This window comes from Plantactinospora sp. WMMB782 (assembly GCF_049179135.1).
Taxonomy (GTDB): domain Bacteria; phylum Actinomycetota; class Actinomycetes; order Mycobacteriales; family Micromonosporaceae; genus Plantactinospora.
The window spans coordinates 6,504,817-6,530,518 of record NZ_JBMHMC010000007.1; the positions used below are offsets into that span (position 1 = coordinate 6,504,817).

Below are 25,702 nucleotides of genomic sequence, written 5' to 3' on the forward strand. Positions count from 1 at the left end.
TGGCCGAGGCTTTTCGCAAGGCCCAGACGGAAGTGAGCGACAGATGGCGGAGACGACGAGTGGTGGCACCCGCGCCACGGCCCAGATCGGGGTGACCGGGCTCGCGGTGATGGGTCGCAACCTGGCCCGCAACCTGGCCCGGCACGGTCACCGGGTGGCGGTGCACAACCGGTCGCCGGAGCGGACCCGGAGCCTGGTCGCCGAGCACGGTGACGAGGGGACGTTCGTGCCGAGCGAGTCGCTCGCCGACTTCGTCGCCTCCCTGGAGCGGCCCCGCGCCGTCATCGTGATGGTGAAGGCGGGCGCACCCACCGACGCCGTCATCGACGAGCTGGTCCCGCTGCTCGAACCCGACGACATCGTGATCGACGCCGGCAACGCGCACTTCGCCGACACCCGGCGCCGGGAGGAGACGCTGCGCGGACACGGGCTGCACTTCGTCGGCACCGGCGTCTCCGGCGGCGAGGAGGGGGCGCTGCTCGGGCCGAGCATCATGCCGGGCGGTTCCGTCGAGGCGTACCGGAAGCTCGGGCCGATCTTCGAGTCGATCGCCGCCCAGGTGGACGGGGTGCCGTGCTGCGCCCACGTCGGGCCGGACGGCGCCGGGCACTTCGTCAAGATGGTGCACAACGGCATCGAGTACGCCGACATGCAGCTCATCGCCGAGGCGTACGACCTGCTCCGGGAGCGGCTCGACGCCACTCCGGCCGAGATCGGCAAGATCTTCGCCGGCTGGAACGAGGGCGACCTGGAGTCGTTCCTGATCGAGATCACCGCCGACGTGCTCGGGCACGTCGACGCCCGCACCGGCAGGGCGTTCGTGGACGTCGTGCAGGACCGGGCCGAGCAGAAGGGCACCGGCCGGTGGACGGTGCAGAGCGCGCTCGACCTGGGGGTGCCGATCACCGGGATCGCCGAGGCGACGTTCGCCCGGTCGCTGTCCGGGCACGCCGACCAGCGGGCGGCGGCGGCCCGGGCGTACGCGGACGCGGGTGGCGAGGCGCCGACCGGTGACGTCGACCGGGACGCCTTCGTGGAGGACGTCCGCAAGGCGCTGTACGCGTCGAAGATCGTCGCGTACGCGCAGGGCTTCGACCAGATCCGGGCCGGCAGCCAGGAGTACGGCTGGGACATCGACCCGGCGGCGCTGGCCACCATCTGGCGGGGCGGCTGCATCATCCGGGCCAGGTTCCTCAACCGGATCCGGGAGGCGTACGACGCCGACCCGGAGCTGCCGACGCTGCTGGTGGCGCCGTACTTCGTGCGGGGCGTCGCGGACAGCGTCGCCAGCTGGCGGCGGGTGGTCAGCTACGCCGCCCAGGCCGGCGTGCCCGCCCCGGCCTTCGGCTCCTCGCTGTCCTACTACGACGGCCTGCGGCGGGACCGGCTGCCGGCCGCACTGATCCAGGGCCTGCGGGACAACTTCGGGGCGCACACCTACCAGCGGGTCGACGCCGAGGGGTCCTTCCACACCCGGTGGGCCGGCGACCGCGCGGAGTCCCCGGCCTGACCCGGTCGGCGGCCGGGGCCGGCCGGAACACGGACGGCTCCCGGTCGCCGACCTGACCTTCGGCCGGGGCGCCGGTCCCGGCCGGATCCCGGCCAGGCCCGGTGGTCCCGGCCAGGCGCCGAGGTCAGCCGGGACCGGTGGCGACGACCGTGACCAGCACGACGAGTGCGACGACCACCAGCAGGGCCAGCGACCCGGTCCAGACCAGCCCGGACGTGCCGGTCCAGAACCGGCCGGCCGGGTCCGCCTGGTCCGCCCCGGACAGATTGGCCCGGACCGGCGCAGCCGAACCGGCCCGGAGCGGGGTGCTGCCGCCGCCGGACCGGGCCGGTACCGCACCGGCCCCGACCGGCGCGGGCGGCGGAGCGGCCTGTGCCGCCACCGCCCGGATCCGGGGCGGCGCCGGCGTGCCGGGCGGCGACGGCGGGTCGTCGAGCCGGAGGGCGCCCTCGGCGACCACCGTCTCCGGCTGCTCCAGGGTGGTCGGCGCGACGCCGAGCTCGGCGTGGATCAGCCGGGCGGCCAGCGGAATGCGGCTGGAACCGCCGACCAGGAAGATCCCGACCAGGTCGGCCGGGTCCAGCCGGGCCGCGGCGATCGTGTCGGCCAGGCAGCCGACCGTCTGCTGGAGCGGCCGGCGGACCAGCGACTCCAGCTCGTCCCGGGTCAGGTGTGCCCGCAGGTCCAGCGCCGGCAGGTGCAGGTCGGCGCTGGCGGCCCGGGAGAGCAGCTCCTTGGCGGCCCGGACGTCGTCGTAGAGCAGCTCCCGGGCCCGGCGCCGCCCCGGGTCGGTCGGGCCGAGCAGGCCCTGCCACAGCTCGGTCCGGCCACCGGCGTAGCCCCGGCCGAGGTGCTCGACGAGCGCCTGGTCGAAGTCCAGTCCGCCGAGGTCGGTCAGGCCCGACTCGGCCAGCACGTCGAAGCCGGCGGTGCCGCGGCGGACCACGGCGGCGTCGAAGGTGCCGCCGCCCAGGTCGTAGACGGCCAGCGCCCGGCCGGGCGGCACCGCCGTGCCGGGTACCGCCGGATAGTAGGCGGCGGCCGCGACCGGCTCGGCGACCAGCCGGGGCGGCGGCAACCCGGCGGCCCGCGCCGCGTCGACCAGGATCCCGCGCCGGCGCCCGCCCCACCGGGCCGGATGGGTGAGCCGGACCTCGTCCACCCCGCCGAGCTGCCGGTACGCCTCGACCGTGACCCGCCGCAGCACCGCGCCGACCAGCTCGGTCACCGGCATCTCCCGGTCGCCGAGCAGCACGGATCCGTCGTCGATCCGGCGCTTCGGTGCCGGCTCGAACCGGGCCGGTTCGAGCCGGGCCGCCCGGACCGCGTCCCGGCCGGTCAGCGGCGTGCCGGCCGGATCGAGGCAGACCGCCGACGGCAGCAGCGGCGTGCCGTCGAAGAGCAGCGGCCGGGCCCGGCCGTCGGCGCCCCGGGCCACGGCGACGGTGTTGGAGGTGCCGAAGTCGATGGCGAGCAGCCGCATGGCCAGCACCCTACTGCGCGGGACAGTCCCGCCCGGCGGGCGAAGCCGCCCGCAAAGAGTTCCCGTCGGGCGGGGAAGAACGCCGCCCACCGGTCACCGGACGGACAACCGGGGCGGGCATACTCGCACCGTGGTCCGGGACTTCGCCTACCTCGACGCGCCGACGCCGCTGGCGTTCGCCCACCGGGGCGGCGCCGCGCGCGGGGACGAGAACACCGCCGAGGCGTTCGCCCGGGCGGTCGGCCTCGGCTACCGGTACGTCGAGACCGACGTGCACGCCACCCTCGACGAGGTGCCGGTGGTCTTCCACGACGCGACCCTGCACCGGATGACCGGCGAGCACGGCCGGATCGCCGGGCTGCGCTGGGCGGACCTGAAGACAATCCGGGTCGGCGGGGCGGCGGCGGTGCCCCGGCTCGACGAGGTGCTCGGCGCCTGGCCGCAGATCCGGTTCAACATCGACGTGAAGGCCGACGGGGCGGTCGCGGCGACCGTGCGTACCGTCGAGCGGTCGGCTGCCGGCGACCGGGTGCTGCTCGCCTCGTTCAGCGACGCCCGGCTGGCCCGGCTGCGGCTGCTGGCCGGGCCGAGGATCGCCACCTCACTCGGGCTGCGCGGGGTGGCCCGGCTGCGGCTCGCTTCGCTGGCCAACCGGCGGCTGGTGCTGCCGCCGACGGTGGTCGCCGCCCAGGTGCCGGTCCGCTACCGGGGGGTCAGGGTGGTCGACCGGCGGTTCGTCGACCACGTGCACCGGCTCGGCCTGCAGGTGCACGTCTGGACCATCGACGATGTCACCGAAATGAACGAGTTACTCGACCTCGGTGTGGATGGCATCATGACCGATCACGTCGACGTGCTGCGCGCGGCGTACCAGAGCCGTGGCCACTGGCCGGCCGATCGGTAGGTCGGCCGAACCGGGCCGCCCGACCCCTGACACGAGGACCGACATGGCCGAGACGATCCCCGCGACGGCGCCGGACGCGCCACCCAGCACCCGGCAGGAGCGGGTCGGCTGGTACTTCTACGACTGGGCGAACTCGGCGTTCAACACGACGGTGATCACCGTCTTCCTCGGCCCGTACCTGACGTCGATCGCGAAGTCCGCCGCCGGCTGCGCCTCCGACGACCCGTGCCGGGGCGAGCGGATCAGCCTGCTCGGCATCGAGATCGCACCCGGCTCGCTCTTCCCGTACATGGTGTCGCTGTCGGTGTTCCTGACCGTCTTCGTACTCCCGCTGGTCGGTGCGGTCGCCGACCGGTCGCCGCGCAAGAAGGAGATGCTCGCCCTCTTCGCCTACATCGGCTCGGCGGCCACCATCGGGCTGCTGTTCCTGACCGGCGACCGCTACCTGCTCGGCGCCGGGCTGTTCCTGGTCGCCAACATCTCCTACGGGGCCAGCATCGTCGTCTACTACTCGTTCCTGCCGCAGATCGCCGGGCCGGAGGAGCGGGACAGCGTCTCCAGCATCGGCTGGGCGATCGGCTACATCGGCGGCGGCCTGCTGCTGGCGATAAACGTGGCGGCGGTGCTGTTCAAGGACTCGCTCGGGATGGACACCGGCGAGGTGGCCCGGTACAGCATGGTCTCGGCGGGCGTCTGGTGGGCGGCGTTCACCACGATCCCGCTGATCCGGCTGCGCAACCGGCCGCCGGTCGCCGGCCCGGCGCAGGGGCCGGTGCTCCTCGACGGGTTCCGCCAGCTCTGGCACACCCTGCGCAGCCTCAAGGCGTACCCGCTGACGTTGTTCTTCCTGGTCGCCTACCTGGTCTACAACGACGGCATCCAGACGGTGATCTCGCTGTCGGCGGTGTACGGCACCGAGGAGCTGAAGCTCTCCGACGACGTGCTGGTGCCGACAATCCTGATGGTGCAGTTCCTCGCCTTCTTCGGCGCGCTCGGCATGGGTGCGCTGGCGAAGCGGATCGGCGCCTGGAAGACGATTCTGATCAGCCTGGTGCTCTGGACGGTGGTGCTGGCTGTCGCGTTCCGGCTGCCGGCCAACCAGGCGCTGCCGTTCGTGTTGCTCGGCGGCGGCATCGGCATCGTGCTCGGCGGCAGCCAGGCGCTGAGCCGGTCGCTGTTCAGCCAGTTGATCCCGAAGGGCAAAGAGGCCGAGTACTTCGGGCTGTACGAGATCTCCGACAAGGGCACCAGCTGGCTCGGCCCGCTGCTGTTCGGGCTGGCGTACGGGATGACCGAGAGCTACCGGGTGGCGATCATCTCCCTGCTTGCCTTCTTCGTGATCGGGTTCGTCCTGCTGGCGTCGGTGCCGATCCGCCGGGCGATCGTGGCCGCCGGCAACACCCCGCCGGAACGGCTCTGACCGCCGGCCGGGCGACCGCCGCCGCGGCCCGGTCCCGGCTCCCGACGGCGCGTACCCGGCCGGTGACCCTCCGGGGCGCCCGATCTGTCCTAGGGTGGGGCCCGGGGCAAGTCGTGTGCGCGGGAGGTACGCCGATGGAGCCGATCGAGACGACGGCCGGTACGGCCCTGGTCGGCGCGATGGCCGGTGCCGGTTGGCCGGCGGCCCGGGCCGAGGTGGTGGCGTTCTGGCGTCGGATCCGGCCGGCCGAGGCCGACGACGTGGCCACCGAGCTGACCGAGGTACGCGCCGAGGTCCTCGCCGCCCGTCAGGCCGACGACCCGGCCCTGGAGCGCGCCCTGGCCGGCGACTGGCAGCAGCGCTGGCGCGACCTGGTGCGACACGACCAGGCGCTCGTCGCCGACCTGCGCAGCCTCGTCGAGCGGCATCTTGTCCCGGCACTGTCGGCCGACGAGCGGACCGGGACCGCCACCCGCCCTTCGGCCGTCGAGCCCGGACCGAGCTGAGCAGCCCGGCGGGGCCGGGCCGAGCCGCAGGGCCGGGCAGCCACGCGTCGCGCCGGGTGTCGCGGTCGGGGCGGATGTCGCGGGCCGGGTCGACACAGTGGTCAACGACACGGCGGGTCGAACCGGAAACGCCTGGTGGCCTAGGCTCCCCGACCGTGACCGACGACAGCCGCAGCAGCCGCACCCCCTCGACCGGCGACGGATCCGCGCTCGCGCAGGCGTGCTTCGCCGCCGGTGACGGCCGGTTGCGTCAGGGCGCCGCCCTCAAGTTCTTCTGGGGTCCGATGGACTGTGGCAAGTCGACGATGGCCCTGCAGATGAACTACAACCACGCCCGGCAGGGCCGGCGTGGACTGGTGCTGACCAGGATCGACAGGTCCCTCGGCCCGCAGATCACCACCCGGATCGGGCTGGCGCACGAGGCGATCGAGGTCACCGAAGACCTCGATCTCTGTGCCCTGGTGAAGGGCCGGTGGGCCGAGGGTGACCGGCTCGACTACCTGATCTGCGACGAGGCGTGCTTCTACACGGTGCGGCACGTGGAACAGATGGCCGAACTGGTCGACTGCTACGACGTCGACGTCTTCGCGTTCGGCCTGGCCAGCGACTTCCGGTCCTGCCTCTTCCCGGCCGCGCAGCGGCTGTTCGAACTCGCCGACGAGGTGACCCGGATCCAGGTCGAGGTGCTCTGCTGGTGTGGCCGTCCGGGCCAGCTCAACGCCCGGGTGGTCGACGGTACGGTGGTACGGCAGGGCGAGCAGGTGGTCATCGGCGACACCGTCGAGGCGGCCGAGGTGCGCTACCAGGTGCTCTGCCGGCGCCACTTCCGCTCCGGCGATCTGGGTCAGCACCGCTGAGGTCCGCGCCGGTGCTCCCGCCGTCCGCGCCGGTGCCCGTGCCGGAGATGTTCAGAACGGGTCGCCGCAGACCTGCCACTCGTCGCCGTCCTTGACCAACGGCATCTCCCGGCGGTCCACCGCACCGGACCGCCGGGTCAGCTGCACCGTCGCGGTCGCCCGGAGCTGACCCTGGTCGCTGGCGATCCGGACGTCGTCGACGGCGTACCGGCTGATCGTCGGCGGCACGGAGAGCCGCCGCTCGAAGTCCTCCCGGCTCCACCGCTCCCGGGTGTCGCCGCAGAGCCGGTCGTAGGCGCCGCCCGGGTCACCGCTCGTCACGTCCTGCAGGAACGCCTCCGCGGCGTCCCGGGCCGCCCCGGAGGACTGCCGGACGTGCTGGTAGTTCCAGGCGCCCAGCCCGGCCGCGCCCACGCAGCAGACGAAGAGGCCGGCCGCGACCACCGACAGCACGCCCCGCAGCCGGCGGGGTCGCCGAGCCCCGCGTCCGCCGGGCAGCTCGTAGCCCATGCCACCGACGGTAGATAGCCGGCGCGTCCGGCGGGTGCCGAACCCGGCTGCCGACCCCCGCCGCGCGCTCCCGGCCGGCCTGCGAATTCCGGCCGGGCCCGCCAGCCGGTCGGCCAGGATCGGCCGGGCCGCCAGCCGGTCGGCCAGGACGGGCTCGATGGGACCGGCCGTCGTGGTCTACGGTCGGGACCGTCCGCCAGCCCCGCCGACGCACCGGTCGGCCCCCGCCCCCGAGGACGACGAAGATGCCGCGTTACGTGCAGGTGGTTCCGCCACCCGCCGACCCGTACTCCGGTGACCGGCTGCTGCGGTCCTGGCTGGACCGCCAGCTCGGCCCGGACGGGCACGCCGCCGCCGCCGGCCGGCTGGCCGCGCTCGCCACCGACGTCACCGGGCTGCTGCGGGCCGCGCACGCCGACGCCGAGGCGCACCCGCCGACCCTGGTCCGGTACGGCCCGTGGGGGGACCGGATCGACCGGATCGAGACCTCCGCCGGCTGGCAGGCGCAGCGCGCGGCGGCGGCCCGGCACGCCGTGGTGGCGCTCCCCTACCTGCCGCGGCCCCGGAGCACCTGGGGAGCGGCGGCCCGGGTCGTCCAGCACGCCCTGCTGCACCTGTACGGCCCGGAGTCGGCCACCTTCTCCTGCCCGGTGGCGATGAGCGACGGCGCCGCCGCGCTGCTCGCCCGCCCCGAGGTCGACCCGGCCGTCCGGGACGCCTGGCTGCCCCGGCTGACCGCCACCGAACCGGCCCGGGTCGTGCACAGCGGGCAGTGGATGACCGAGTCGCAGGGCGGCTCCGACCTGGCCCGGTCCAGCACCGTCGGCCGGTCCGCCGCCGACGGCTCGTGGCGGCTCACCGGCGAGAAGTGGTTCTGCTCGGCCGCCGACGCCGAGCTGGCGGTCGCGCTGGCCCGCCCGGAGGGCGCCGGCCGGGGCAGCCGGGTGCTGGTGCCGTTCCTGGTCCCCCGCTACGCCGCCGGGTCGCCGCTTTCCGGGCTGGGCGCCGACCCGGACCTGCCGGCGCCGGGGGTCACCGTGCACCGGCTGAAGGACAAGCTCGGTACCCGGGCCCTGCCGACCGCCGAGATCGGCCTGCACGACGCGTACGCCTGGCCGCTGGGTGACCCGGCCGGGCCGGGGCTGAGCCGGGCGATGACCCTGGTGGTGGTGACCCGGCTGCACAACGCGGCCGCCGCGGCGGCCGGGATGCGCCGGGGACTCGACCACGCCCGGGCGTACGCCGAGGCACGTCAGGTGGCCGGCGGACGCCTGATCGACGCACCCCTGCACCGGGCCACCCTGGGCACCCTGGCGGTGGACGCCGCCGGGGCGTTCGTACTGGCCGGGCACGCGTTCGCACTGCTCGGCCGGGTCGAGGTGGGTGCGGATCCGGCCGCCGAGACCGAGCTGCGCATCGTGGCGCCGCTGGCCAAACTCGCCACCGGACGGCTGGCGGTCTCCTCGGCCAGCGAGTACGTCGAGTGCTTCGGCGGCGCCGGCTACGTCGAGGACACCGGTGTCCCCCGGCTGCTGCGGGACGCCCAGGTGCTGCCGATCTGGGAGGGCACCACGAACGTGCTGGCCCTGGACGTGCTCCGGGCCGTCCTGCGCGACGACGCCGGTACGCCGCTGCTGGCCCGGCTGGACGCCGCCACCGACACCGCCCGGCGGCTGCATCCGGCGCTGGCCGACGCGCTCGCCGACACGACCACGGACCTGCGCGACTCGCTCGCCGAGGTGACCTCGGAGTCGGTCGCGGTACTCGCCGGGGCACGCGGGCTGGCGCTGCGGATGGCGTACGCGCTGGCCACCGCCCTGCTGGTCGAGCAGGCGGCCGGCGGCGACGAGACGGCGGAGGTGGCCGCCCGGCTCTGGGGGCGGCGCTGGCTGCGTGGTGCGGACATCGCGGCGGACGCGCACCACGAGCTGGACCTGCTCTGCTGACCGGACCTGCTCTGCTCTCTGCTGACCGGACCTGCTCTGCCGACGGTGTTCCCGGTTCAGCCCCGGCGGCGGGCCCGGGCCGCCCAGATCGCGTACGCGGGATCGCGGTCGAGGTTGTGCCGGTCCCGGTCGTACCGGCGGGTGGTGCGCGGGTCGGCGTGCCCCATCGCGTCCTGCACGTCCTCCAGCGGCACCCCCTCGGCCCGGGCGGTGGTGGCGAAGGCGTGCCGCAGCGAGTGCGGCGACAGCCGCGCCCAGGCCGGGATGCCGGCCACCCGGGCCAGCCGGCGGACCAGCCGGAACACGGCGTGCCGGTCGAGCCGGTTGCCGGTGGCGGTGACCAGCAGCGCCCCGGTCAACTGCTCCACCGGCCGGTCGGCTCCGGTCGCGCGGGCGGCCAGGTAGGCGTCCACCGCGTACGCCGAACCGGGGGTCAGGGCGCGGCGGCGGGCCCGGCCGCCCTTGCCGACGAAGCGGACGCTGCGGTGCCCGCGCTCCTGGCCCAGGTCGGCGAGGTCGAGCGAGACCAGTTCGCCGACCCGGAGCCCGAGGTCGGCGAGCAGCGCCAGCACCACCCGGTTGCGCAGCGCGTTGGGGCCGGTGTCGGCCTCGGCCGCGGCGAGCAGTGCGTCGACCTCGTCCGAGGTCAGACCGACGGTGCCGGAATGGTCACGGTCGACCCGGGGCCGGTCGGCGCCGGAGACGGGGTTGGCCGGTACCGCCGCGAGTTTGCCGAGGAAGGTGTACCAACTGGACAGCGCGGAGAGCTTCCGGGCCACGGTGGCCGCGGTGAGTGGGCGGCCACTGCGCGGGTCGACGCTGGACTCCAGCTCCCGGGCGTAGCTGTTGACGTCCAGGAAGGTGGCGCCGAGCGGGTCGAGGTCCCGCTGGGCGCACCAGCCGAGCCAGCCGGCGATGTCCCGCCGGTAGGCGGCCCGGGTGTGCTCGGACAACCGGCGGTTGCGCAGCCAGGCCTCGGTGAAGTCGGCCGGGGCGGAGAGCTGCGCCGGCCGGGTCGCCGCCCGGCGAACCAGGGTGGATCGGGACACATGAGAGAGTTTTTCAGACCGGTTACCGGAGTCCCGACAGACGCGCCGGAGATCTCCAACTCTCGGAAAAACCGGGATAAGTCTCGCCACCCGCCCGAGGCGCGCCCGTGTCGGGCGGCCGGGCGCGTCGGACGGGTGGCGGATCGTGCGTCAGGACTTGATCTGCCGGGGGCCGGCTCCGCTCACGGTCACCTCGACCCGGCGCGGCTTGGCGCGCTCGGCCACCGGGATGCGCAGGGTCAGCACCCCTGCCTCGTAGCCCGCTTCGAGCTTCTCGGTGTCGAGCGTGTCGCCCAGGAAGAGCTGGCGGGTGAAGACCCCCATCGGACGTTCCGCGGCGACGAGTTCGACCTTGTCGCCGGTGGGCCGGCGCCGCTCGGCCCGGACGGTGAGCACGTTGCGTTCCACGGTGCACTCGATGCTCTCCGGGTCGACGCCGGGCAGGTCGAACGCGGCGTAGAAGTAGTCGCCGTCGCGGTAGGCGTCCAGGTGCATGACCGCCGGCCGGCTGCTGGTGCCGAAGAAGTGCTCGGCGATCCGGTCGATCTCACGGAACGGGTCGGTACGCATCAACATCGTCGATCCTCCTCGGTTCTCCAACGCCGAAGGTTCAAGTTGAGTCATGGGGACTCAAGTTCTCTTCTTTATTACCGCGCGGACGGCCCCGCCGTCAACCCCGGGACGACGGCATGTCGACCGGGTCGACGCGCACGCCCGCTGCCGCCGGCAGATGTTTCTCGAACCAGTGGTCGGCGTAGGGGTCCTCGGTGTACGGCGGGACCTCCCGGTAGCCGTACCGGGCGTACAGCGCACGCGCCTCCACCAGGTCGGTCCGGGTGTCCAGGCGCATCGTGGTCGCCCCGTGCGCCGCGGCCACCTCCTCCACCGCGGCGAGCAGCCGCAGCGCGCCCCCGCGCCGTCGCGCGGCCGGCCGGACGAAGACCCGGGTCACCTCGGCGTACGGCAGGGCAGCCAGCCGCACACCGGCACAGCCGGCCGGCGCCCCCTCGTACCAGCCGACCATGAACAGCCCGGTCGGCGGCGCCAGGTCGTCACTCGACTCCTCGGCCAGCACCCGGTCGAGTTCGGCGTCGTCGACGGGCCGGCGGTGGTAGCGGCTGACGATGTCGGCGTAGTAGTCCCGCAGCAGCGCACCGGCCACCGGGCTGTGCACGGGCTCGGCGCGGATCGTCCAGTCCCGGGTCGGCATCTCTTCCACCCGGTCAGTCTCGCCGCCACGTCCAGCGGTTTTCGGCAGTCCCCGGGTGCTCGGCAGTCCTCGCGTTCCCGTCCCGAGTCCCGGCGTTCTCGTCCCCTCGGCCGGAGCCGGCTCGTGGGCGGTGGTGGTCAACGGACGGCGGCGACCGGTCCGGACGGCGGGACGGCCCGCGGTCCCGGCACGGCCTCCGACCCTGCCACAGGCTCCGACCCTGCCACAGGCTCGCCGCCGCCGTCGTCGCTGCTACCGGCGCCGGCGCCGCCGCTGTCGCTGCCGAGGCGGCGTACTCCGGGGAACGCGGCGGTGCCGAGACAGGCCACCGCGACCGCGACCGCCCCCAGCGTCAGCGGCACCGCCGGCGACCACGCATCGGCGGCGAGCGGCGCGAGCGCGTAACCGAGGGGCATCGCGGCGAGCGAGAGCAGCCAGTCGTAGGAGGTGACCCGGGCGAGCACGTGCGGCGGGATCTCCGCCTGGACGACGGTCTCCCAGACCGGGTTGAGGAAGCCGAGGGCGGCCAGCGCGATGCCGTACCCCAGCACCACCGTCCAGGCCGGTGCGGCCACCGCGAACAGCACCAGGGGCAGTGCGTAGGTGGCCAGGCCGAGGTTGGCCACCAGGATCGGCCGGCGCAGTCGGGCCCGCCCGGCCAGCAGGGAGCCGACCAGCAGGCCGACGGCACCGGCCTGGAGCACGAACACCCAGACCCCCTCGCCGCCCAGCCGGGCCACCGCGACCACCGGCCCGAGGGTGGCCAGCATCGCCGCCACCCCGTTCCAGACCGCGTGCGCCACCAGGCTGCTCCAGTACCAGTCCCGGGAGCGGACCTCGGACCAGCCCTCCCGCAGGTCGGCCAGGAGCGGACGGCGGACCACCTCGATCCGGCGTACCCGGAGCACGGCCAGCAGTGCGGCGCTCACCGCGAAGCTGGCGGCGTCGAGCACGAACGCCCAGCCGGGGCCGGCGGCCCAGATCAGGACGCCGGCCAGCGCCGGTCCGGCCAGGCCGGTGGCGCTGCGGGCGGCACCCAGTGCGGCGTTGGCCCGCTGCCGGCCCGCCGCGTCGACGACTCCGGCGACCAGCGGCGAGGTGGTCGGCATCGCGAAGGCGGACGCCACCCCGCCGACGGCCGAGGCGACGGCGATGGGCAGCAGGCTCGGATCGCCACCGAGCAGTTCGATCCCGACGAAGAGCTGCACGACGCAGCGGAGCAGGTCCGCGCCGAGCGCCACCACCCGCGGGTCGAACCGGTCGGCGGCCACTCCGCCGAGCGGCAGCAGCAGCAGTTTCGGCACCATCGCGCAACCGAGCACCAGGGCCAGCGCGGAGCCCGAACCGGTGGCCCGCAGTACGGCGAGGGCGAGCGCGGCCGGCACGACGGCGTCACCGAGCGCGGAGAGCGTACGGCCGACGAAGAGCAACTGGAAGGCGGGGACCCGGAGGGGATGCGGCACGGGAAGAGGTTATTTCGAAGCCGAACTGTTCGTCAACGAATAATTCCGCTTCGACGTAGGATCGTCGACGTGACGCACCAGGAGGACTGGACCGACGGACACGTCGCCCGCTGGCTACCCGTGCTCCCCGACCTCGACCCGGACGTGGAAGGCGCGGTCACCCGGGCGAAACTCCTGGCCAGCCACCTGCGCCGGGTCCGGGAGAAGTCACTTGTCGACTTCGACCTCCAGCGCTCCGAGTTCGACACCCTGCACGCGCTCGCCGGCCGGCACGGCCGGGCCGTCCCCTCCGAACTCGCCGACGACCTCAGCCTGGCGCCGCCCTCGGTCACCGCCCGGATCGACGCGCTGGTCGCCCGCGGCTACGTCCGGCGGACACCGTCACAGGCAGACCGCCGCCGGGTCGACATCGAGCTGACCGAGCAGGGCCGGGCCGCCTGGCTCGGCGCGATGGACATCCTCGGCCACGAGGAGTACAGGCTGCTCGGCACGCTCACCGCCGACGAGCGGCGCACCCTGTCCGACCTGCTGCGCCGGGTCATGCTCGCCGCCGAGCGACCCCCGGCGTCCTGACCGGGCCGGGCACGCCGCCGGCCACCCGTCCACGCGGCGCCTCAGAGTTCGAACAGGTCCCGCAGCGCCTCGTTGATCCGGGACATGCTCGCCCCGGTCGCCATCCCGACCCGCTCCACCGCGACCGAGGACGGAATCCGGCGCAACCGGTTGACCACCACGACCCCGGCGACCGGATCCGTCTCGGCCAACGGCACCGCGAACGGCGGCAGATCACTGCTGCCGCGCTGCCGGACGATCGGGGCGCAGTACGGTGCGGCGGACGGCCGGTCGTTGTGCCCCTCGCCGGAGAGCACCACGACCCGGTGCCTCGCCTGCTGGGTACGGTCGCCGACGGTCCAGATCTCGCCCCGGTTCACGCGGCGCCGGCCAGGTCGGACCAGCCCGCGTCGACCCGGTCGGCGTACCGGTCGAAGGCGTCGAGCTCGTCGCGTACCTCCGGATGGGCCGCGAGCCACGCCTCGTGCTCCCGGGCGGCGGCGCGCAGCGCCTCCCGGCGGACCGCACGGTCGACCCAGGCCGCCAGGGCCAGCCCGTCCCGCTCCGCCGCGGCACGGGCCCGGGCCAGAGTGTCCGGGTCCAGGCTCAGCGTGACCTTGTCCGCCATAACCGCCGATGGTACGCCCGGGTGCCGCGACACGCCGGTCAGCGGGCCGGCGCCACCAGCCCCGACTCGTACGCGATGATCACGAGCTGGACCCGGTCCCGGGCGCCGAGCTTGGTCAGCAGCCGGGCCACGTGCGACTTGGTGGTCGCCATCGTGATGAACAGCTCGTCGGCGATCTCGCTGTTCGACCGGCCCTGCCCGATCAGCACCAGCACCTCCCGCTCCCGCTCGGTGATGCCGGCCACCGGGCGTACCGGGCGGGCGGCCCGCGCGCCGGCCCCGACGAAGTCCCCGATCAACCGGCGGGTCACGGCCGGTGCGATGAGCGCGTCACCGGCGGCGACCACCCGGATCGCCCCGAGGATGTCGTCCACCGCCATGTCCTTGACCAGGAACCCGCTGGCACCGGCCCGCAGTGCCCCGTAGACGTGCTCGTCCTCGTCGAAGGTGGTCAACACCAGCACCCGGGTCGGCCCGCCGGCGGCGACGATCTGCCGGGTCGCCTCGATCCCGTCCATGCCGGGCATCCGGATGTCCATCAGCACCACGTCCGGCCGGACGTCCCGGGCCAGCTCGACCGCCTCGGCGCCGGTGCCCGCCTCGCCGACCACGGTCAGGTCGCCGCTGTCCGCCATCAGCACCCGCAGACCCGACCGGACCAGCGGCTGGTCGTCGGCGAGTACCACCCGGACGCTCATCCCGGCACCCCGGAGGTCGAGGCGCCGGCCTCCGGCAGCGGTAACCGGGCCACCACCCGGAAACCACCACCGGCGCCCGGGCCGGCCTCGAAGTCGCCGTGCAGCAGCGCGATCCGCTCCCGCATCCCGGTGATCCCGTACCCGCTCGCGGCGACCGGCCCGCCCCGCCCCTCGTCCACCACCTCGACGAGGAGGTCGTCGGCCCGGTAGTCGAGGGTGACCCGGCAGTCCGGCACACCGGCGTGCCGGACCACGTTCGTCAATGCCTCCTGCACGATCCGGTACGCCGACAGCTCGATCTCGGCGGGCAGCGGGCGTGGCTTCCCGCGCCGGCACACCTCGACCCGTACCCCGGCCTCCGCCGTTCCCGTCGCCAGCCGGTCGAGGTCGGCGAGTCCGGGCGCCGGTTCCCGGGACGCCGGCTCGGCCGGGTCGGCCTGGCGCAGCCGGCCGAGTACCCGGCGCAGCCCGGCCAGGGTCTCCCGGCTGGTCGTCTCGATCGCCGACAGCGCGGCACCGGCCTCGGCGGGCTGCGAGTGGATCACCCGGCTGCCCACCCCGGCCTGGATGGCGATGATGCCGATGCTGTGCGCCACCATGTCGTGCAGTTCACGGGCGATCCGCAGCCGTTCGGCGGTGACCGCCTGGGCGGTGGCCTGGGTCCGCAGCGCCTCGGCGTACCGCCGCCGGGCCCGGACCGAGTTCCCGATCATCCAGGCGGCCAGCATCGCCAGCAGCGGGATCTCCGGTTGGAACACCGGGCTGTCGTCGACCGGCCGGAGGTAGCCGACGGCGATCTGGACGCAGAGGGTCAGCACCGCCACGGTCACCGATCCCCGGCGCGGCCTGGTCGCCGCGACGAACCCGACGACCAGGTCGACCGCCAGCAGTTGCAGGTACCGCTGGTCGCTCAGGTAGTCCGGGTGCGAGTGGATCGCCAGCGTCATCGTCACCGAGCCGAGCAGCATCAGTGCCAGGGTGACCAGTGGTGCCCGGCGCAGCACGACGGCCGGCAGTGCCAAGGCCAACGCCGGCAGCGCGTACCGGGGGACGGTGTCCAGCACGCTGTAGAAGCGTTGGGGACCGCCGGAGACGACCGTCACGGTGAGTGCCAGTACGAGAGGGAAGGCGACGAGCGCGGAGCAGACCAGGGTCGTGCGCACCGCCCTCGGCAGGCGGTGCCGCAGCGGTGGCCGGAGCAGGTGTGCGGTGGCGTCCACGCGGCGAGACTAGCCACCGGACGACCCGGCCGGCATCGGTCCACGGGCGTAGTACCGCAGGCTGGTGGCGGTCCACGGACCCGACGCACCGGCCGGAGGTGCGCGGTCGAGCTGGCCGAGCCCGCCGACCGGCTCGACGGCGTACCGCTCGGCCTGTCCGGGTCAGCGGAGCCGTAGCGTACGGAGGGCGGAGGTGGCTGGCGGCGGAGTGGCCCGGGGCGGGCGATGGGGCGGGGTATGGACGGCGGCACCGAACAGGACCGGCGATGGTTGAGGTCGGCCATCGCGCTGTCCCGGCTCTCGCCGCCGTCGCAGCACCACTACGCCGTCGGCGCGATAATCGTCGACCGGCACGGGACCGCGCTGGCCACCGGGTACACCGGCGAGACCGATCCGCACTACCACGCGGAGGAGGCCGCCCTGGCGAAGCTGTCCGGCCGCACCGGACCGGAGCTGAACCGGGCGACGATCTACACCTCGATGGAGCCCTGCACCGTCCGCAGGTCACGGCCGGACCCCTGCACCGAGCTGCTGCTCGACGCCGGTATCGGGCGGGTGGTGCTGGCCCTGCGGGAGCCGCTGCTCTTCGCCGACTGCGACGGTGTGGAGACCCTGCGCGGTGCCGGGGTGGCCGTGGTCGAGATCGGCGAGCTGGGTCACCTGGTGACCGCGGTGAACGGGCACGTCCTCGCGCCGGCCTACCGTGCCCGGGGCACCGGCGCCGCCGGGTGAGGAACCCGCCAAATCGTTGGTTGCACTAACGACCGTGCTATCGTTCGGAGGTCAAACGTTAGTAGCTCTAACGTTCTCTGCTGGTAGACCGTCCTCCGGGAGTAGCGCAACCATGATCAAGCCGTTCCACATCCACGTCCCGCAGACCGACCTCGACGACCTGGCCGACCGGCTCGCCCGCACCCGCTGGCCGAACGAGGTGACCGACGCCGGATGGGACTACGGCTTCCCGTTGGCCCGGCTCAAGGAACTCGCCGAGTACTGGCGCACCGGCTACGACTGGCGCGAGCACGAGGCAGAACTCAACACACTTCCGCACTTCAGCACCGAGATCGACGGCCAGAACATCCACTTCGTCCACGTCCGTTCCCCGGAGCCGGACGCGCTCGCGCTGGTCCTCACCCACGGCTGGCCCGGTTCGTTCCTGGAGTTCCTCGACGTGATCGAACCGCTGTCCCGCGACTTCCACCTGGTGATCCCGTCCATCCCGGGATACGGCTTCTCCGGACCGACCCACGAACGCGGCTGGGACATCGTCCGGATCGCGCGGGCCTGGGCCGAGCTGATGCGCCGGCTCGGCTACCAGCGGTACGGAGCGCAGGGTGGCGACTTCGGGTCGGGCATCTCCACCGCGCTCGGTGCGGTGGCACCCGAGCGGGTCGTCGGAGTGCACGTCAACTACCTGCCGACCCGGCCGCTCCCGGACGCCGACATCGCCCTGTCCGAGACCGACGAGGCCCGGCTGGACAAGATCAGGCAGCTGATAGCGAACCGTCCGCCGTACCAGGCCCTACAGGCCAGCACCCCGCAGACCGTCGGCTACGCGCTCACCGACTCGCCGGTCGGCCAACTGGCCTGGATCGCCGAGCGTTTCGCGCAGTGGACGGACCCGCGTACCCCGGTCAGCGACGACCGGATGCTCACCGACATCTCGCTGTACTGGCTCACCGCCACCGCCGCCTCCGCGGCCCGACTGCACCGCGAGACACCCCGCCGGCTCCAACCGTGCCCGGTACCGGTCGGCGTCGCGGTCTTCGCCCACGACATCACCCAGCCGGTCCGGCCGCTGGCCGAGCGGCTCTACGACATCCGGCACTGGTCGGAGTTCGACCGGGGCGGCCACTTCGCCGCGATGGAGGTGCCGGACCTGCTCGCCGAGGACGTCCGGAAGTTCTTCCTCACCCGGATCCCGGACCACCGGTAGACGGCCGTCCGCGAACCGTTCCGCCGAGCCCGGTCGGCGGGTGGCGCCCGCCGGGCCGGCCCCGTTCAGATCCGCCGGACGCGCAGCACACAGGTGAGCATCGGGAGGGTGAACTCACCGGCCGCGGTCTCCGGCGTACCCGCCAGGAAGCCGCGGATCCGGTCGAGCGTGGCGGTCCGCTGCCGTTCCGGCAGGACCAGCAGCCCCGCCCGGGTGGCAAGGGTCGCGACGAGCGAGTCCGCGGTACGGCGCTGCCCGTGCGGGAACCCGGTCTGCTCCGGTGAGCCGAACCGGGCCGGCCCGCCCGTCCCGGGCAGGTGCATGCCGGCCGTCTCGGCACGCCAGCTGGCCGGCGTGTCACGCGGACCGATGGCCGCGCTGCCGCCGACCCGGGCCAGCTCGGCGACCCAGTCGACCCGGTCGTCCAGCACGTTCCACAGCCCGGCCAGGATGCCGCCGGGCGCCAGCACCCTGGCGATCTCGGGGCCGGCGACGGCCATCTCGAACCAGTGCATGGCATTGCCGGCGACCACGGCGTCGACGGACCCGTCCGGCAGCGGGATCGCCTCGGCACTGCCCGGCAGGGCGCGGACGTCCGGCAGCACCCGGCGCAGCTCGGCGAGCATCGCCGGGTCCGGCTCGACCGCGGTGACCTCGGCACCCACCGCGAGCGCCGTGGCGGCGAGCTTGCCGGTTCCGGCACCCAGGTCGAGCACCCGGCGACCGGGCGCGGGCTCCAGCGCCCAGCGCACCGCGGCCTGCGCGTAGTCCGGGCGGTGCTCGGCGTACGCGGTCGCGGCCGCACCGAACGACGACGCGTACCGGAGTCGGTCCTGTTCCATGTGATCAACCTACTGCGTCGGTCCCGGCGGCCTCAGCGGCGCCGGCGGGCCCGGGCCGCCCAGATCGCGTACGCGGGATCGCGGTCGAGGTTGTGCCGGTCCCGGTCGTACCGGCGGGTGGTGCGCGGATCGGCGTGCCCCATCGCGTCCTGCACGTCCTCCAGGGACACCCCCTCGGCCCGGGCGGTGGTGGCGAAGGCGTGCCGCAGCGAGTGCGGCGACAGCCGCGCCCACGCGGGGATGCCGGCCACCCGGGCCAGCCGGCGGACCAGCCGGAACACCGAGTTCCGGTCCAGCCGGGCGCCCGTCGCGGTGACCAGTAGTGGACCGCTCAACTCCGGCACGGTGCACCGCTGGGCGGCGGCCCGGACGGCCAGGTAGGCGTCCACCGCGTACGCCGTGCCCGGGGTGAGAGCGCGACGACGGATCTTGCCGCCCTTGCCGACGAAGCGGACGCTGCGATGCCCACGCTCGGTACCCAGATCAGTCAGGTCCAACGAGATCAACTCGCCGACCCGCAGCCCCAGGTCGGCCAGCAGCGCGATCGTGGCCCGGTTCCGGACGGCGGTCGGCCCGGTGTCGGCCTCGGCCGCCGCCAGCAGCGCGTCGACCTCGTCGGCGGTCAGGCCGACGGTGGCGGAGTGGTCCCGGTCGACCCGGGGACGGTCGGCGCCGGCCACCGGATTGGCGTCGACGGCGTCCAATCTGACCAGGAAGTCGTACCAGCTCGACAGGGCGGAGAGCCGACGGGCGACGGTACTCGGGGTGAGCGGACGACCACTGCGCAGCCCCAGCGTCGCCTCCAGTTCGCGGGCGTACGCGTTGACGTCGAGGAACGTGGCCCGCAGCGGGTCGAGGTCCCGGTTCCGGCACCAACCCAGCCAGCCCGCGACGTCCCGCCGGTACGCCTCGCGGGTGTGCGCGGACAGCCGCCGGTTGTCCAGCCATGCCTCGGTGAAGTCGGCGGACCCCGCGGCCGCCGGCACCGTCCCACCCGACCGGCGGGGCGCGATCTCGGAAGACGGCATGCGAGGAAGACTCCCAGCTGGTAGGCGGGTGCGGGTCGAGGCGCGCCCGACAGCGTCGGCGGTGCCCGTTATCCTCCCCGACGTGCTCTCCCAGGTCCGGGGCCTGTCCCGACACTTCACCGCGGAAACGCTCCGGGCGTACCTGTTGGACCGCTCGACACGCACCGAGGGCGGCTGCCTCGTCGTACGCGGCTACGGTAGCCGGCGGGGCGTGCCGCAGAAGGTGGCCGGCCGGGCGTGGGCGCACATCGCCGCGTACGTCGTCTTCGTCGGCGACTACGACCCGGGGTTGGAGGTCGACCACGTCTGCGGTGTGCCGGACTGCATCGAACCGACGCACCTGCGTCAGCTCAGCCATGCCGAGAACTGTCGCGACCGCAGGCAGCAACCCCGGTGCCGGAACGGGCACGACCGGGAGATCGACACCCGCACCGGCCGCTACCGCAAGGTCTGCCGACGATGCAACAGCGACGCGCAGCGGCGGTGGCGTGCGCGGCAGGCCCGCCAGGTTGCCGAGGGCCGCGCCTGGTACGGCCGGGCAACGGACTGACCTCCGCCGGGCCGACGGGGCCCAGCCGACCGGTGGCCCGTTCGTCTTCTCATGCCGCGCTGGTGTGCTGTTCCTCGGCGCTCGCAGAGGTCCGTGTGGTGGTGCCACTGAGTTGGCGTGCCGAGTTGACCAGGCCGACGAGGCTGAACGCCTGCGGCGTGTTGCCCAACTGACGGCCGGTCACCGGATCGTACTGTTCGGCGAGCAGGCCGACGTCGTTGCGGAGGTCGAGCAGCCGCTCGAACAGCCTTTCGGCCTCCTCGTGGCGGCCGAGCCCGTGCAGGGCATCGACGAGCCAGAAGGTGCAGGCCAGGAAGGCGCCCTCCTCACCCGGCAGACCGTCGACGTTCTCGTCCTCCTGGGGACGGTACCGCAGCACGTACCCGTCGGTGCAGAGTTCGCGCTGTACGGCGTCGACGGTCCCGACCACGCGGGGGTCGGTCCAGGGCAGGAAGCCGACCCGAGGCAGGAGAAGCAGCGCGGCGTCGAGTCCTCGGGAGCCGTAGAACTGGGTGAACGTGTTGCGTGCCGGATCGAAGCCGTGCCGGCACACCTCGGCGTGGATGTCGTCACGGATGGCCCGCCAGCGCTGGGCCGGTCCGTCGAGTCCGTGCCGGTCGACGGCTTCGACAGCTCGGTCGAAGCCGGTCCAGGCGAGAACTTTGGAGTGGACGAAGTGCTGTCGAGGACCACGGACCTCCCAGAGGCTGTTGTCGGGCTGGCGCCAATTACCTTCCAGGAAATCGAGCAGGGCGCGTTGCAGCTCCCAGGCCGTCTCGTTCGGCGTGATGCCGGCCCCGCGGCCGAGATGCAGACTCTCCAGGACCTCTCCCCAGACGTCGAGTTGGAGTTGGTCGGCGGCGGCGTTGCCCACTCGTACCGGCCAGGAGCCCTGGTAGCCGGAGAGCCAGTCGAGGGTGTACTCGGGCAACCGGCGGGTGCCGTCCAGGCCGTACATGATTCGTAGTTTGGCGGGGTCCCCGGCGACGGCTCGCAGCAGCCATTCCCGCCACGCCTTGGCCTCCTCGACGTAGCCGGTGCCGAGCAGGGCCTGCAGGGTGAAGGTCGCGTCGCGCAGCCAGCAGTAGCGGTAGTCCCAGTTGCGCGGACCGCCGAGCTGCTCGGGTAGTGAGGTGGTGGCCGCCGCGACGATGCCGCCGGTCGGTGCGTAGGTGAGGGCCTTGAGGGTGATCAACGCCCGGCGTACCGCCTGCGGCCAGCGTCCCCGGTAGGTGCAACGCTCGATCCACCGGGTCCAGAACAGCTCGGTCTCCCTGACGGCGACGTGCGGATCGACGGGGTTGGGACGCGGCAGGTGTGACGGTTGGTACGTGAACACGAACGGCAGCCGCTCGCCGGCGCGCACCGTGAAGTCGGACGTGATGGCGGCGTTCTCACCGCGTAACGGCGCCTCGGTGTGCAGCCACACCGAGTCGGGGCCCGCGACCGCGCCAAGCGCACCGTCGTACCGGCGTACCCAGGGCGCGAGGTGCCCGTAGTCGAAGCGCAGCGCCAGCCGCATGTGCATGGAGACGGCGCCGGAGATTCCCTCGACGATCCGGACCACGTCGGCGGCCCGGCCGCGAGGTGGCATGCAGTCGGTGACCCGGACCGAGCCCTCCGGGGTATCCCACTCGGTCTCCAGGACGAGCGTGTCGTCTCGATAGCGGCGTCGGACGGTGCGGCGGTCGCCGGAAGGGGCGATTTGCCAGTGGCCGGCGGTGTCGTCGTGCAGCAGAGCGGCGAAGCATGCGGCGGAGTCGAAACGGGGCAGGCACAGCCAGTCGATCGAGCCGTCCCGGTCGACCAGGGCGGCGGTCTGCAGATCGCCGATGACGGCGTAGTCCTCGATGAGCCCGGGCACCGGGCCACCTCCTCAGGTGAGCGTGGTAGGGGTCAGCGCGGCACGACGGCGCCGGTCCGGGCCAGCAGTGCCGCGGCGAAGCGGTTCAGCGGCACCGGTGGGGCGAGCCGGTCCGCTTCGGCGAGTGCCTCGGACGCCGGCCGGGCCAACCAGGACGATCTCGTCGCCCCGGCGAGGAGCGAGCCAGCGATTCTGTCCGGTAGCCGACCGGTTCCGCGCTCACGACGGCCATTCCTGGTGGAGCCGTGCCTGCCCCAGTCCGTCGCTTCGTTGCCTCCATCCAGGGTCGCTACCCTGGCCTTCCCGGTCCAAACGAGCGGCGGCCCCGGTGGAGTGCAGAAGCCGGGCTGCCGGCGTTGCCACGGGGCGTGTGGTTCGCACCGGCAGGCCCGGCGGGGATGGCTGCCGATGATCCGCAGCCATCCGCGGATCATCGGGAGGGCCTGCCGCGACGATTCCGGCGATGGTCAGCGGACGCCGCTCATGAGCCGGCGCACGAGCGGGCTGAGGGCGGCGAGGAGCAGACCGAGCACGATGGCGGTGCCGCCGAGGACGCCGAAGTAAGCGATCTCCTGATTCTCCCGGTAGTACCTGGCAAGGGTGCCGGACATGGCGGTGCCGAGGGCTATCGAGAGGAAGAACAGCGCGACCATTTGGGTGTGGAAGGCACGGGGTGCGAGCTTTGTGGACAGCGACAGGCCGACCGGCGACAGCAGGAGCTCGGCGATGGTGAACACGAGCAGGATGCCGATCAGTGCGAGTAGCGGCGCACTGTTCGGCCCGCCACCGGCGAGTGGCAGGAACAGCAGGAACGCCACGCCCATCACGACCGTGCCGGCGGCGAATTTGACCGGGGCAGACGGCTGCCGTGGGCCGAGCCTGGTCCACAGCGCGGCGAACAGACCCGCGAGGACGATGATGAAGACCGGGTTGATCGACTGGACCCAGGACACCGGCATCTCCCAGCCGAGGATCCGGCGGTCCAGTCGGGTGTCCGAGTAGATGGTCACGACGGTGAACTGCTGCTGGTACAGCGACCAGAATGCCGCGCTGGCGACGAACATCGGGATGAACGCGACGACCCGCCGCCGTTCGGTTCCGGTGATCGCCTTACTGGTCAGGATCACCACGAAGTACGCTACCGCAGCGGCGGCGCTGAGCACGACGACGATGCCCGACAACCGCCGTGCCGGCAGCAGCCCCGCGAACGCCGCGATTGCGACGAGGCTGATCACGACGACGGTGGCCGCCGCGACGAGGGGTCGGCGAGCGGTCGGCAACGGGTTCGGCACCTCACGCGCGGCACCGGTCAACCGTCGGCGGCCAAGGGTGTACTGCGTCAGACCGGCTGCCATGCCGACCGCGGCGAGGCCGAACCCGTAGTGGAAGCCGGCGGTCTTCTGCAGCAGGCCGGTGGCGAGCGGCCCGAACAGGGCGCCGAGGTTGATCCCCATGTAGAACAGCGAGAACCCGGCGTCTCTGCGGTCGTCACCCTCGGCGTAGAGCGTGCCCACCAGCGAGGTGGCGGTGGCCTTCACGCCCCCGCTGCCCAACGCGATGAGGATCAGGCCGATCCCCACACCGACGAGACCGGGCAGCACCGCCAGGGAGATGTGTCCGGCCATTACGAGAACGGCGCTGTAGAAAGTACCCGCTCGGCACCGAACAACCGGTCGGCCAGCCACGCGCCGAGCACCGTGGACAGGTACACCATCCCGCCGTACGCCCCGACGATGCTGGTGGCGGTGTCACGGTTGACGCCGAGGCCGCCGTCGGCACCGGCGTAGTAGAGGTAGATGAGCAGGATTCCCTGCATGCCGTAGAAGGAGAACCGCTCCCACAGTTCGACACCGAACAGGTTCGCCAGCAGCGGCGGCTGTCCGAAGAACGTCCGGTTCCCCTCTGACGCTGGCGCGGTCTCGGTTGTCGCCATGACGTGCCGGTACCCCGTTCGTCCGAAATCTACTCCGGTCTCGACGTGATGCCGTCGCACCAACCAGACAGCCGAGCGCCGATAGCAGCCGCCGGACCGCCGCATCAACGCCACCTGGTGGTCGCCGCAGCGGGCCGGCGGAGGTGCGGCTCGTGGAGCGGGCCGATCCGTCGCCGCGAATCGCGAGGCTGACAACGGAGGCTGCCGCTTCGTCATGGTAGTGGCGGCCACCCGTCCGGGAACGCGTCGTCGTCGACCTGAGCGGGCGTTCTACACCAGTCAGAATCCTTACGCCAAAGAACTGTCATTATGGTGTACGCAGCCTCCAAGCGCCGCGCCGCTCCTCCATCCCCATGTTGGGGAATTAATGGATTATCGATATTGGCAATCCATTAATTGCCCGAGTCTGCGCTGCTGACAGTGAGCCCAGGAGAACTCCCAGCACGCAAGTCCGGGTTCGGGAAGTGTGGGTGGAGCGGCGGTGTCACCGATGCGGGTGTCGGCGCTCGGCCCGTCGACGGCGCTCGGTGCCGGCGGGCAACTGGCCGGGTCCTCAGATCGGCGGGACGGGGACGCGCGCCGATCGCGGCTGGACCAGTACGGTCTGAGCAGGGGGGTGCGGAGGGGCGTGGGGGTCAGTGCGGACGGACCGGAACTGCTGCCCGGCGGTTTCGTCAATGCTGTGGTGCGGGTGGACGACACGGTACGGCGACCGCCTTCGCCGTCCGGCGGGTTCGTCCAGGACCTCCTGAGGTTCCTTGGGCATCGCCACTGGCCGGGCGCGCCCCGTCACCTCGGCTTCGATGAGCTGGGCCGTGAGGTCCTCACCTTCCTGGCCGGGCACGTGGCCTGGGAGAAGGCGCAGCCGGCCGAGGTGCGATCGGACGCGAGTCTGGTGGCGGTGGCCCGCCTGGTGCGTCAACTGCATGATCTGACTGCGGGGACGGATCTCGCCGGTGATCAGGAGGTCGTTTGTCACAACGACCTGTCCCCGAAGAACACCGTCTACCGCGACCTCGGGAAGGGTCTGCGTCCGGTGGCTTTCATCGACTGGGATCTGGCGGCGCCGGGGGCTCGGGTGCATGACGTGGCCCACGTGTGCTGGCAGTTTGTCGGCCTGGGGCCGGGGATGGACGTCGGTGAGGCCGCGAGGCTGGTGCGACTGATCGCGGATGCCTATGGCCTGCGGGCCCGAGGCGAACTGATTCGCACGGTTCTCTGGTGGCAGGACCGCTGTTGGCGGGGAATCGAGGCCGGTGCGGCGGCCGGTGAGCCGGCGATGGTGCGGCTACGCGCGCTCGGCGTGGTGGACGAGGTCCGGGGGGCCTATCGGTGGACAGCCGAGCACCACGTCGCGTTGGAGCGGGCAGACAGCCGATGAGCTGCTGCTCGGCCCCGGGCGCGCCGTTCGCTGTGTCGCTCGCAGCCTGACCTGTCGTCTTCACCGGCGTCTTCGCCGGCGGTGCGGTAGTCCGGCGGAAGGGTTGCTGACCCGCGCCTCGTACTGCCGCCACCGCCGCTCGGGGCCGATCATCTTCGCGATGAGGCCGCCGTCGAAGCCCCGGGTCGAAAACCTGGTTGAGCCCTCGCGCA

The 25,702-nt window shown here is 73.1% G+C and carries 26 protein-coding genes; 11 read left to right on the top strand and 15 right to left on the bottom strand.

The features are described from left to right. The first annotated feature begins 43 nt into the window (after positions 1–43). Positions 44–1,510 carry an NADP-dependent phosphogluconate dehydrogenase gene (gndA, locus tag ACN28A_RS31075; protein ID WP_421401311.1) on the top strand — a complete coding sequence of 489 codons (1,467 nt, stop codon included), beginning with the start codon at positions 44–46 and terminating at the stop codon, positions 1,508–1,510. 124 nt (positions 1,511–1,634) lie between these two features. Here the strand turns inward: gndA and ACN28A_RS31080 are convergent, their stop codons facing one another. Next, the gene (locus tag ACN28A_RS31080) at positions 1,635–2,993 is read right to left on the bottom strand and encodes an Hsp70 family protein (RefSeq protein ID WP_421401313.1); all 1,359 of its coding nucleotides are present in this window, start codon (positions 2,991–2,993) and stop codon (positions 1,635–1,637) included. 130 nt (positions 2,994–3,123) lie between these two features. On the opposite strand from ACN28A_RS31080, the gene ACN28A_RS31085 reads away from it, so the two are divergent. The 4 genes from ACN28A_RS31085 (at position 3,124) to ACN28A_RS31100 (ending at position 6,680) form a co-directional block, all read left to right on the top strand. Beyond that, a complete protein-coding gene (locus ACN28A_RS31085) occupies positions 3,124–3,897 on the top strand; it encodes a glycerophosphodiester phosphodiesterase family protein (protein ID WP_421401316.1) in 774 nt (257 codons plus the stop codon). Positions 3,898–3,940: 43 nt separating this feature from the next. Next, the gene (locus tag ACN28A_RS31090; protein WP_421401318.1) at positions 3,941–5,317 is read left to right on the top strand and encodes an MFS transporter; all 1,377 of its coding nucleotides are present in this window, start codon (positions 3,941–3,943) and stop codon (positions 5,315–5,317) included. A 134-nt stretch (positions 5,318–5,451) separates the two neighbouring features. Next, on the top strand, positions 5,452–5,823 hold the full coding sequence (locus ACN28A_RS31095) for a hypothetical protein (RefSeq protein ID WP_421401321.1): 372 nt from the start codon (positions 5,452–5,454) through the stop codon (positions 5,821–5,823). Between the two features lie 245 nt (positions 5,824–6,068). Beyond that, positions 6,069–6,680 (top strand): thymidine kinase, encoded by a 612-nt coding sequence (locus ACN28A_RS31100; protein ID WP_421404725.1) that lies wholly within the window; start codon positions 6,069–6,071, stop codon positions 6,678–6,680. 51 nt (positions 6,681–6,731) lie between these two features. Here the strand turns inward: ACN28A_RS31100 and ACN28A_RS31105 are convergent, their stop codons facing one another. Further along, positions 6,732–7,190, bottom strand: a complete 459-nt coding sequence (locus ACN28A_RS31105) for a hypothetical protein (RefSeq protein ID WP_421401323.1) — start codon at positions 7,188–7,190, stop codon at positions 6,732–6,734. A gap of 245 nt (positions 7,191–7,435) precedes the next feature. On the opposite strand from ACN28A_RS31105, the gene ACN28A_RS31110 reads away from it, so the two are divergent. Continuing rightward, the gene (locus ACN28A_RS31110) at positions 7,436–9,136 is read left to right on the top strand and encodes an acyl-CoA dehydrogenase family protein (RefSeq protein WP_421401325.1); all 1,701 of its coding nucleotides are present in this window, start codon (positions 7,436–7,438) and stop codon (positions 9,134–9,136) included. 56 nt (positions 9,137–9,192) lie between these two features. On the opposite strand, the gene ACN28A_RS31115 is transcribed toward ACN28A_RS31110, so the two are convergent. The 4 genes from ACN28A_RS31115 to ACN28A_RS31130 form a co-directional block, all read right to left on the bottom strand. Continuing rightward, positions 9,193–10,185, bottom strand: coding sequence for a tyrosine-type recombinase/integrase (locus ACN28A_RS31115; RefSeq protein WP_421401328.1), 993 nt, complete (start codon positions 10,183–10,185; stop codon positions 9,193–9,195). 150 nt (positions 10,186–10,335) lie between these two features. After that, positions 10,336–10,761 carry an Hsp20/alpha crystallin family protein gene (locus ACN28A_RS31120; RefSeq protein WP_278061647.1) on the bottom strand — a complete coding sequence of 142 codons (426 nt, stop codon included), beginning with the start codon at positions 10,759–10,761 and terminating at the stop codon, positions 10,336–10,338. Positions 10,762–10,855: 94 nt separating this feature from the next. Continuing rightward, positions 10,856–11,395, bottom strand: a complete 540-nt coding sequence (locus ACN28A_RS31125; protein WP_421404726.1) for a GNAT family N-acetyltransferase — start codon at positions 11,393–11,395, stop codon at positions 10,856–10,858. Between the two features lie 137 nt (positions 11,396–11,532). Further along, positions 11,533–12,858 carry an MFS transporter gene (locus ACN28A_RS31130; RefSeq protein WP_421401331.1) on the bottom strand — a complete coding sequence of 442 codons (1,326 nt, stop codon included), beginning with the start codon at positions 12,856–12,858 and terminating at the stop codon, positions 11,533–11,535. Between the two features lie 69 nt (positions 12,859–12,927). Between ACN28A_RS31130 and ACN28A_RS31135 the strand changes: the two genes are divergently transcribed. After that, on the top strand, positions 12,928–13,431 hold the full coding sequence (locus ACN28A_RS31135) for a MarR family winged helix-turn-helix transcriptional regulator (protein ID WP_421401333.1): 504 nt from the start codon (positions 12,928–12,930) through the stop codon (positions 13,429–13,431). A gap of 41 nt (positions 13,432–13,472) precedes the next feature. Here ACN28A_RS31135 and ACN28A_RS31140 read toward each other — a convergent pair whose 3' ends face one another. From ACN28A_RS31140 to ACN28A_RS31155, 4 genes are read right to left on the bottom strand one after another with little or no spacing between them, the layout of a single operon-like run. Beyond that, the gene (locus ACN28A_RS31140; protein WP_278061650.1) at positions 13,473–13,790 is read right to left on the bottom strand and encodes a type II toxin-antitoxin system PemK/MazF family toxin; all 318 of its coding nucleotides are present in this window, start codon (positions 13,788–13,790) and stop codon (positions 13,473–13,475) included. Further along, positions 13,787–14,038 (bottom strand): hypothetical protein, encoded by a 252-nt coding sequence (locus tag ACN28A_RS31145; protein WP_278061651.1) that lies wholly within the window; start codon positions 14,036–14,038, stop codon positions 13,787–13,789. Before ACN28A_RS31145 ends, ACN28A_RS31140 begins: the two co-directional genes overlap by 4 nt. Before the next feature lie 38 nt (positions 14,039–14,076). Continuing rightward, positions 14,077–14,736, bottom strand: coding sequence for a response regulator (locus tag ACN28A_RS31150; RefSeq protein WP_421401335.1), 660 nt, complete (start codon positions 14,734–14,736; stop codon positions 14,077–14,079). Beyond that, complete coding sequence (locus tag ACN28A_RS31155) at positions 14,733–15,956, bottom strand: sensor histidine kinase (protein ID WP_421401337.1); 1,224 nt, start codon at positions 15,954–15,956, stop codon at positions 14,733–14,735. Before ACN28A_RS31155 ends, ACN28A_RS31150 begins: the two co-directional genes overlap by 4 nt. Before the next feature lie 225 nt (positions 15,957–16,181). Between ACN28A_RS31155 and ACN28A_RS31160 the strand changes: the two genes are divergently transcribed. Beyond that, entirely contained in the window at positions 16,182–16,688 is a 507-nt protein-coding gene (locus tag ACN28A_RS31160) for a deaminase (RefSeq protein WP_421401340.1), read from the top strand. Between the two features lie 112 nt (positions 16,689–16,800). Continuing rightward, positions 16,801–17,892 (top strand): epoxide hydrolase family protein, encoded by a 1,092-nt coding sequence (locus ACN28A_RS31165; RefSeq protein ID WP_421401342.1) that lies wholly within the window; start codon positions 16,801–16,803, stop codon positions 17,890–17,892. 65 nt (positions 17,893–17,957) lie between these two features. Here the strand turns inward: ACN28A_RS31165 and ACN28A_RS31170 are convergent, their stop codons facing one another. After that, complete coding sequence (locus tag ACN28A_RS31170; protein ID WP_421401344.1) at positions 17,958–18,734, bottom strand: class I SAM-dependent methyltransferase; 777 nt, start codon at positions 18,732–18,734, stop codon at positions 17,958–17,960. 32 nt (positions 18,735–18,766) lie between these two features. Next, positions 18,767–19,762 (bottom strand): tyrosine-type recombinase/integrase, encoded by a 996-nt coding sequence (locus ACN28A_RS31175; RefSeq protein ID WP_421401347.1) that lies wholly within the window; start codon positions 19,760–19,762, stop codon positions 18,767–18,769. A gap of 82 nt (positions 19,763–19,844) precedes the next feature. On the opposite strand from ACN28A_RS31175, the gene ACN28A_RS31180 reads away from it, so the two are divergent. Then, on the top strand, positions 19,845–20,312 hold the full coding sequence (locus ACN28A_RS31180) for an HNH endonuclease (RefSeq protein WP_421401349.1): 468 nt from the start codon (positions 19,845–19,847) through the stop codon (positions 20,310–20,312). Between the two features lie 49 nt (positions 20,313–20,361). On the opposite strand, the gene ACN28A_RS31185 is transcribed toward ACN28A_RS31180, so the two are convergent. The 3 genes from ACN28A_RS31185 to ACN28A_RS31195 all read right to left on the bottom strand — a co-directional run bounded on the left by ACN28A_RS31185 (position 20,362) and on the right by ACN28A_RS31195 (position 24,109). Beyond that, positions 20,362–22,176: a glycoside hydrolase family 15 protein gene (locus ACN28A_RS31185; protein WP_421401351.1), complete on the bottom strand. Its 1,815-nt coding sequence runs from the start codon at positions 22,174–22,176 to the stop codon at positions 20,362–20,364. A gap of 467 nt (positions 22,177–22,643) precedes the next feature. Beyond that, positions 22,644–23,777: a peptide MFS transporter gene (locus ACN28A_RS31190; protein ID WP_421401353.1), complete on the bottom strand. Its 1,134-nt coding sequence runs from the start codon at positions 23,775–23,777 to the stop codon at positions 22,644–22,646. Between the two features lie 23 nt (positions 23,778–23,800). Then, positions 23,801–24,109: a hypothetical protein gene (locus ACN28A_RS31195; RefSeq protein ID WP_421401356.1), complete on the bottom strand. Its 309-nt coding sequence runs from the start codon at positions 24,107–24,109 to the stop codon at positions 23,801–23,803. A gap of 490 nt (positions 24,110–24,599) precedes the next feature. Between ACN28A_RS31195 and ACN28A_RS31200 the strand changes: the two genes are divergently transcribed. Then, positions 24,600–25,490 (top strand): phosphotransferase, encoded by an 891-nt coding sequence (locus ACN28A_RS31200; protein WP_421404728.1) that lies wholly within the window; start codon positions 24,600–24,602, stop codon positions 25,488–25,490. The last annotated feature ends 212 nt before the right edge of the window (positions 25,491–25,702 follow it).

Excerpts from the sequence above, each read along its gene's own strand:
- gndA (WP_421401311.1), top strand. The coding sequence starts at position 44 with ATGGCGGAGACGACGAGTGGTGGCACCCGCGCCACGGCCCAGATCGGG.
- ACN28A_RS31080 (WP_421401313.1), bottom strand. The coding sequence starts at position 2,993 with ATGCGGCTGCTCGCCATCGACTTCGGCACCTCCAACACCGTCGCCGTG.
- ACN28A_RS31090 (WP_421401318.1), top strand. The coding sequence starts at position 3,941 with ATGGCCGAGACGATCCCCGCGACGGCGCCGGACGCGCCACCCAGCACC.
- ACN28A_RS31095 (WP_421401321.1), top strand. The coding sequence starts at position 5,452 with ATGGAGCCGATCGAGACGACGGCCGGTACGGCCCTGGTCGGCGCGATG.
- ACN28A_RS31105 (WP_421401323.1), bottom strand. The coding sequence starts at position 7,190 with ATGGGCTACGAGCTGCCCGGCGGACGCGGGGCTCGGCGACCCCGCCGG.
- ACN28A_RS31110 (WP_421401325.1), top strand. The coding sequence starts at position 7,436 with ATGCCGCGTTACGTGCAGGTGGTTCCGCCACCCGCCGACCCGTACTCC.
- ACN28A_RS31120 (WP_278061647.1), bottom strand. The coding sequence starts at position 10,761 with ATGTTGATGCGTACCGACCCGTTCCGTGAGATCGACCGGATCGCCGAG.
- ACN28A_RS31125 (WP_421404726.1), bottom strand. The coding sequence starts at position 11,395 with ATGCCGACCCGGGACTGGACGATCCGCGCCGAGCCCGTGCACAGCCCG.
- ACN28A_RS31145 (WP_278061651.1), bottom strand. The coding sequence starts at position 14,038 with ATGGCGGACAAGGTCACGCTGAGCCTGGACCCGGACACTCTGGCCCGG.
- ACN28A_RS31150 (WP_421401335.1), bottom strand. The coding sequence starts at position 14,736 with ATGAGCGTCCGGGTGGTACTCGCCGACGACCAGCCGCTGGTCCGGTCG.
- ACN28A_RS31160 (WP_421401340.1), top strand. The coding sequence starts at position 16,182 with ATGGGGCGGGGTATGGACGGCGGCACCGAACAGGACCGGCGATGGTTG.
- ACN28A_RS31165 (WP_421401342.1), top strand. The coding sequence starts at position 16,801 with ATGATCAAGCCGTTCCACATCCACGTCCCGCAGACCGACCTCGACGAC.
- ACN28A_RS31170 (WP_421401344.1), bottom strand. The coding sequence starts at position 18,734 with ATGGAACAGGACCGACTCCGGTACGCGTCGTCGTTCGGTGCGGCCGCG.
- ACN28A_RS31175 (WP_421401347.1), bottom strand. The coding sequence starts at position 19,762 with ATGCCGTCTTCCGAGATCGCGCCCCGCCGGTCGGGTGGGACGGTGCCG.
- ACN28A_RS31195 (WP_421401356.1), bottom strand. The coding sequence starts at position 24,109 with ATGGCGACAACCGAGACCGCGCCAGCGTCAGAGGGGAACCGGACGTTC.
- ACN28A_RS31200 (WP_421404728.1), top strand. The coding sequence starts at position 24,600 with ATGCGGGTGTCGGCGCTCGGCCCGTCGACGGCGCTCGGTGCCGGCGGG.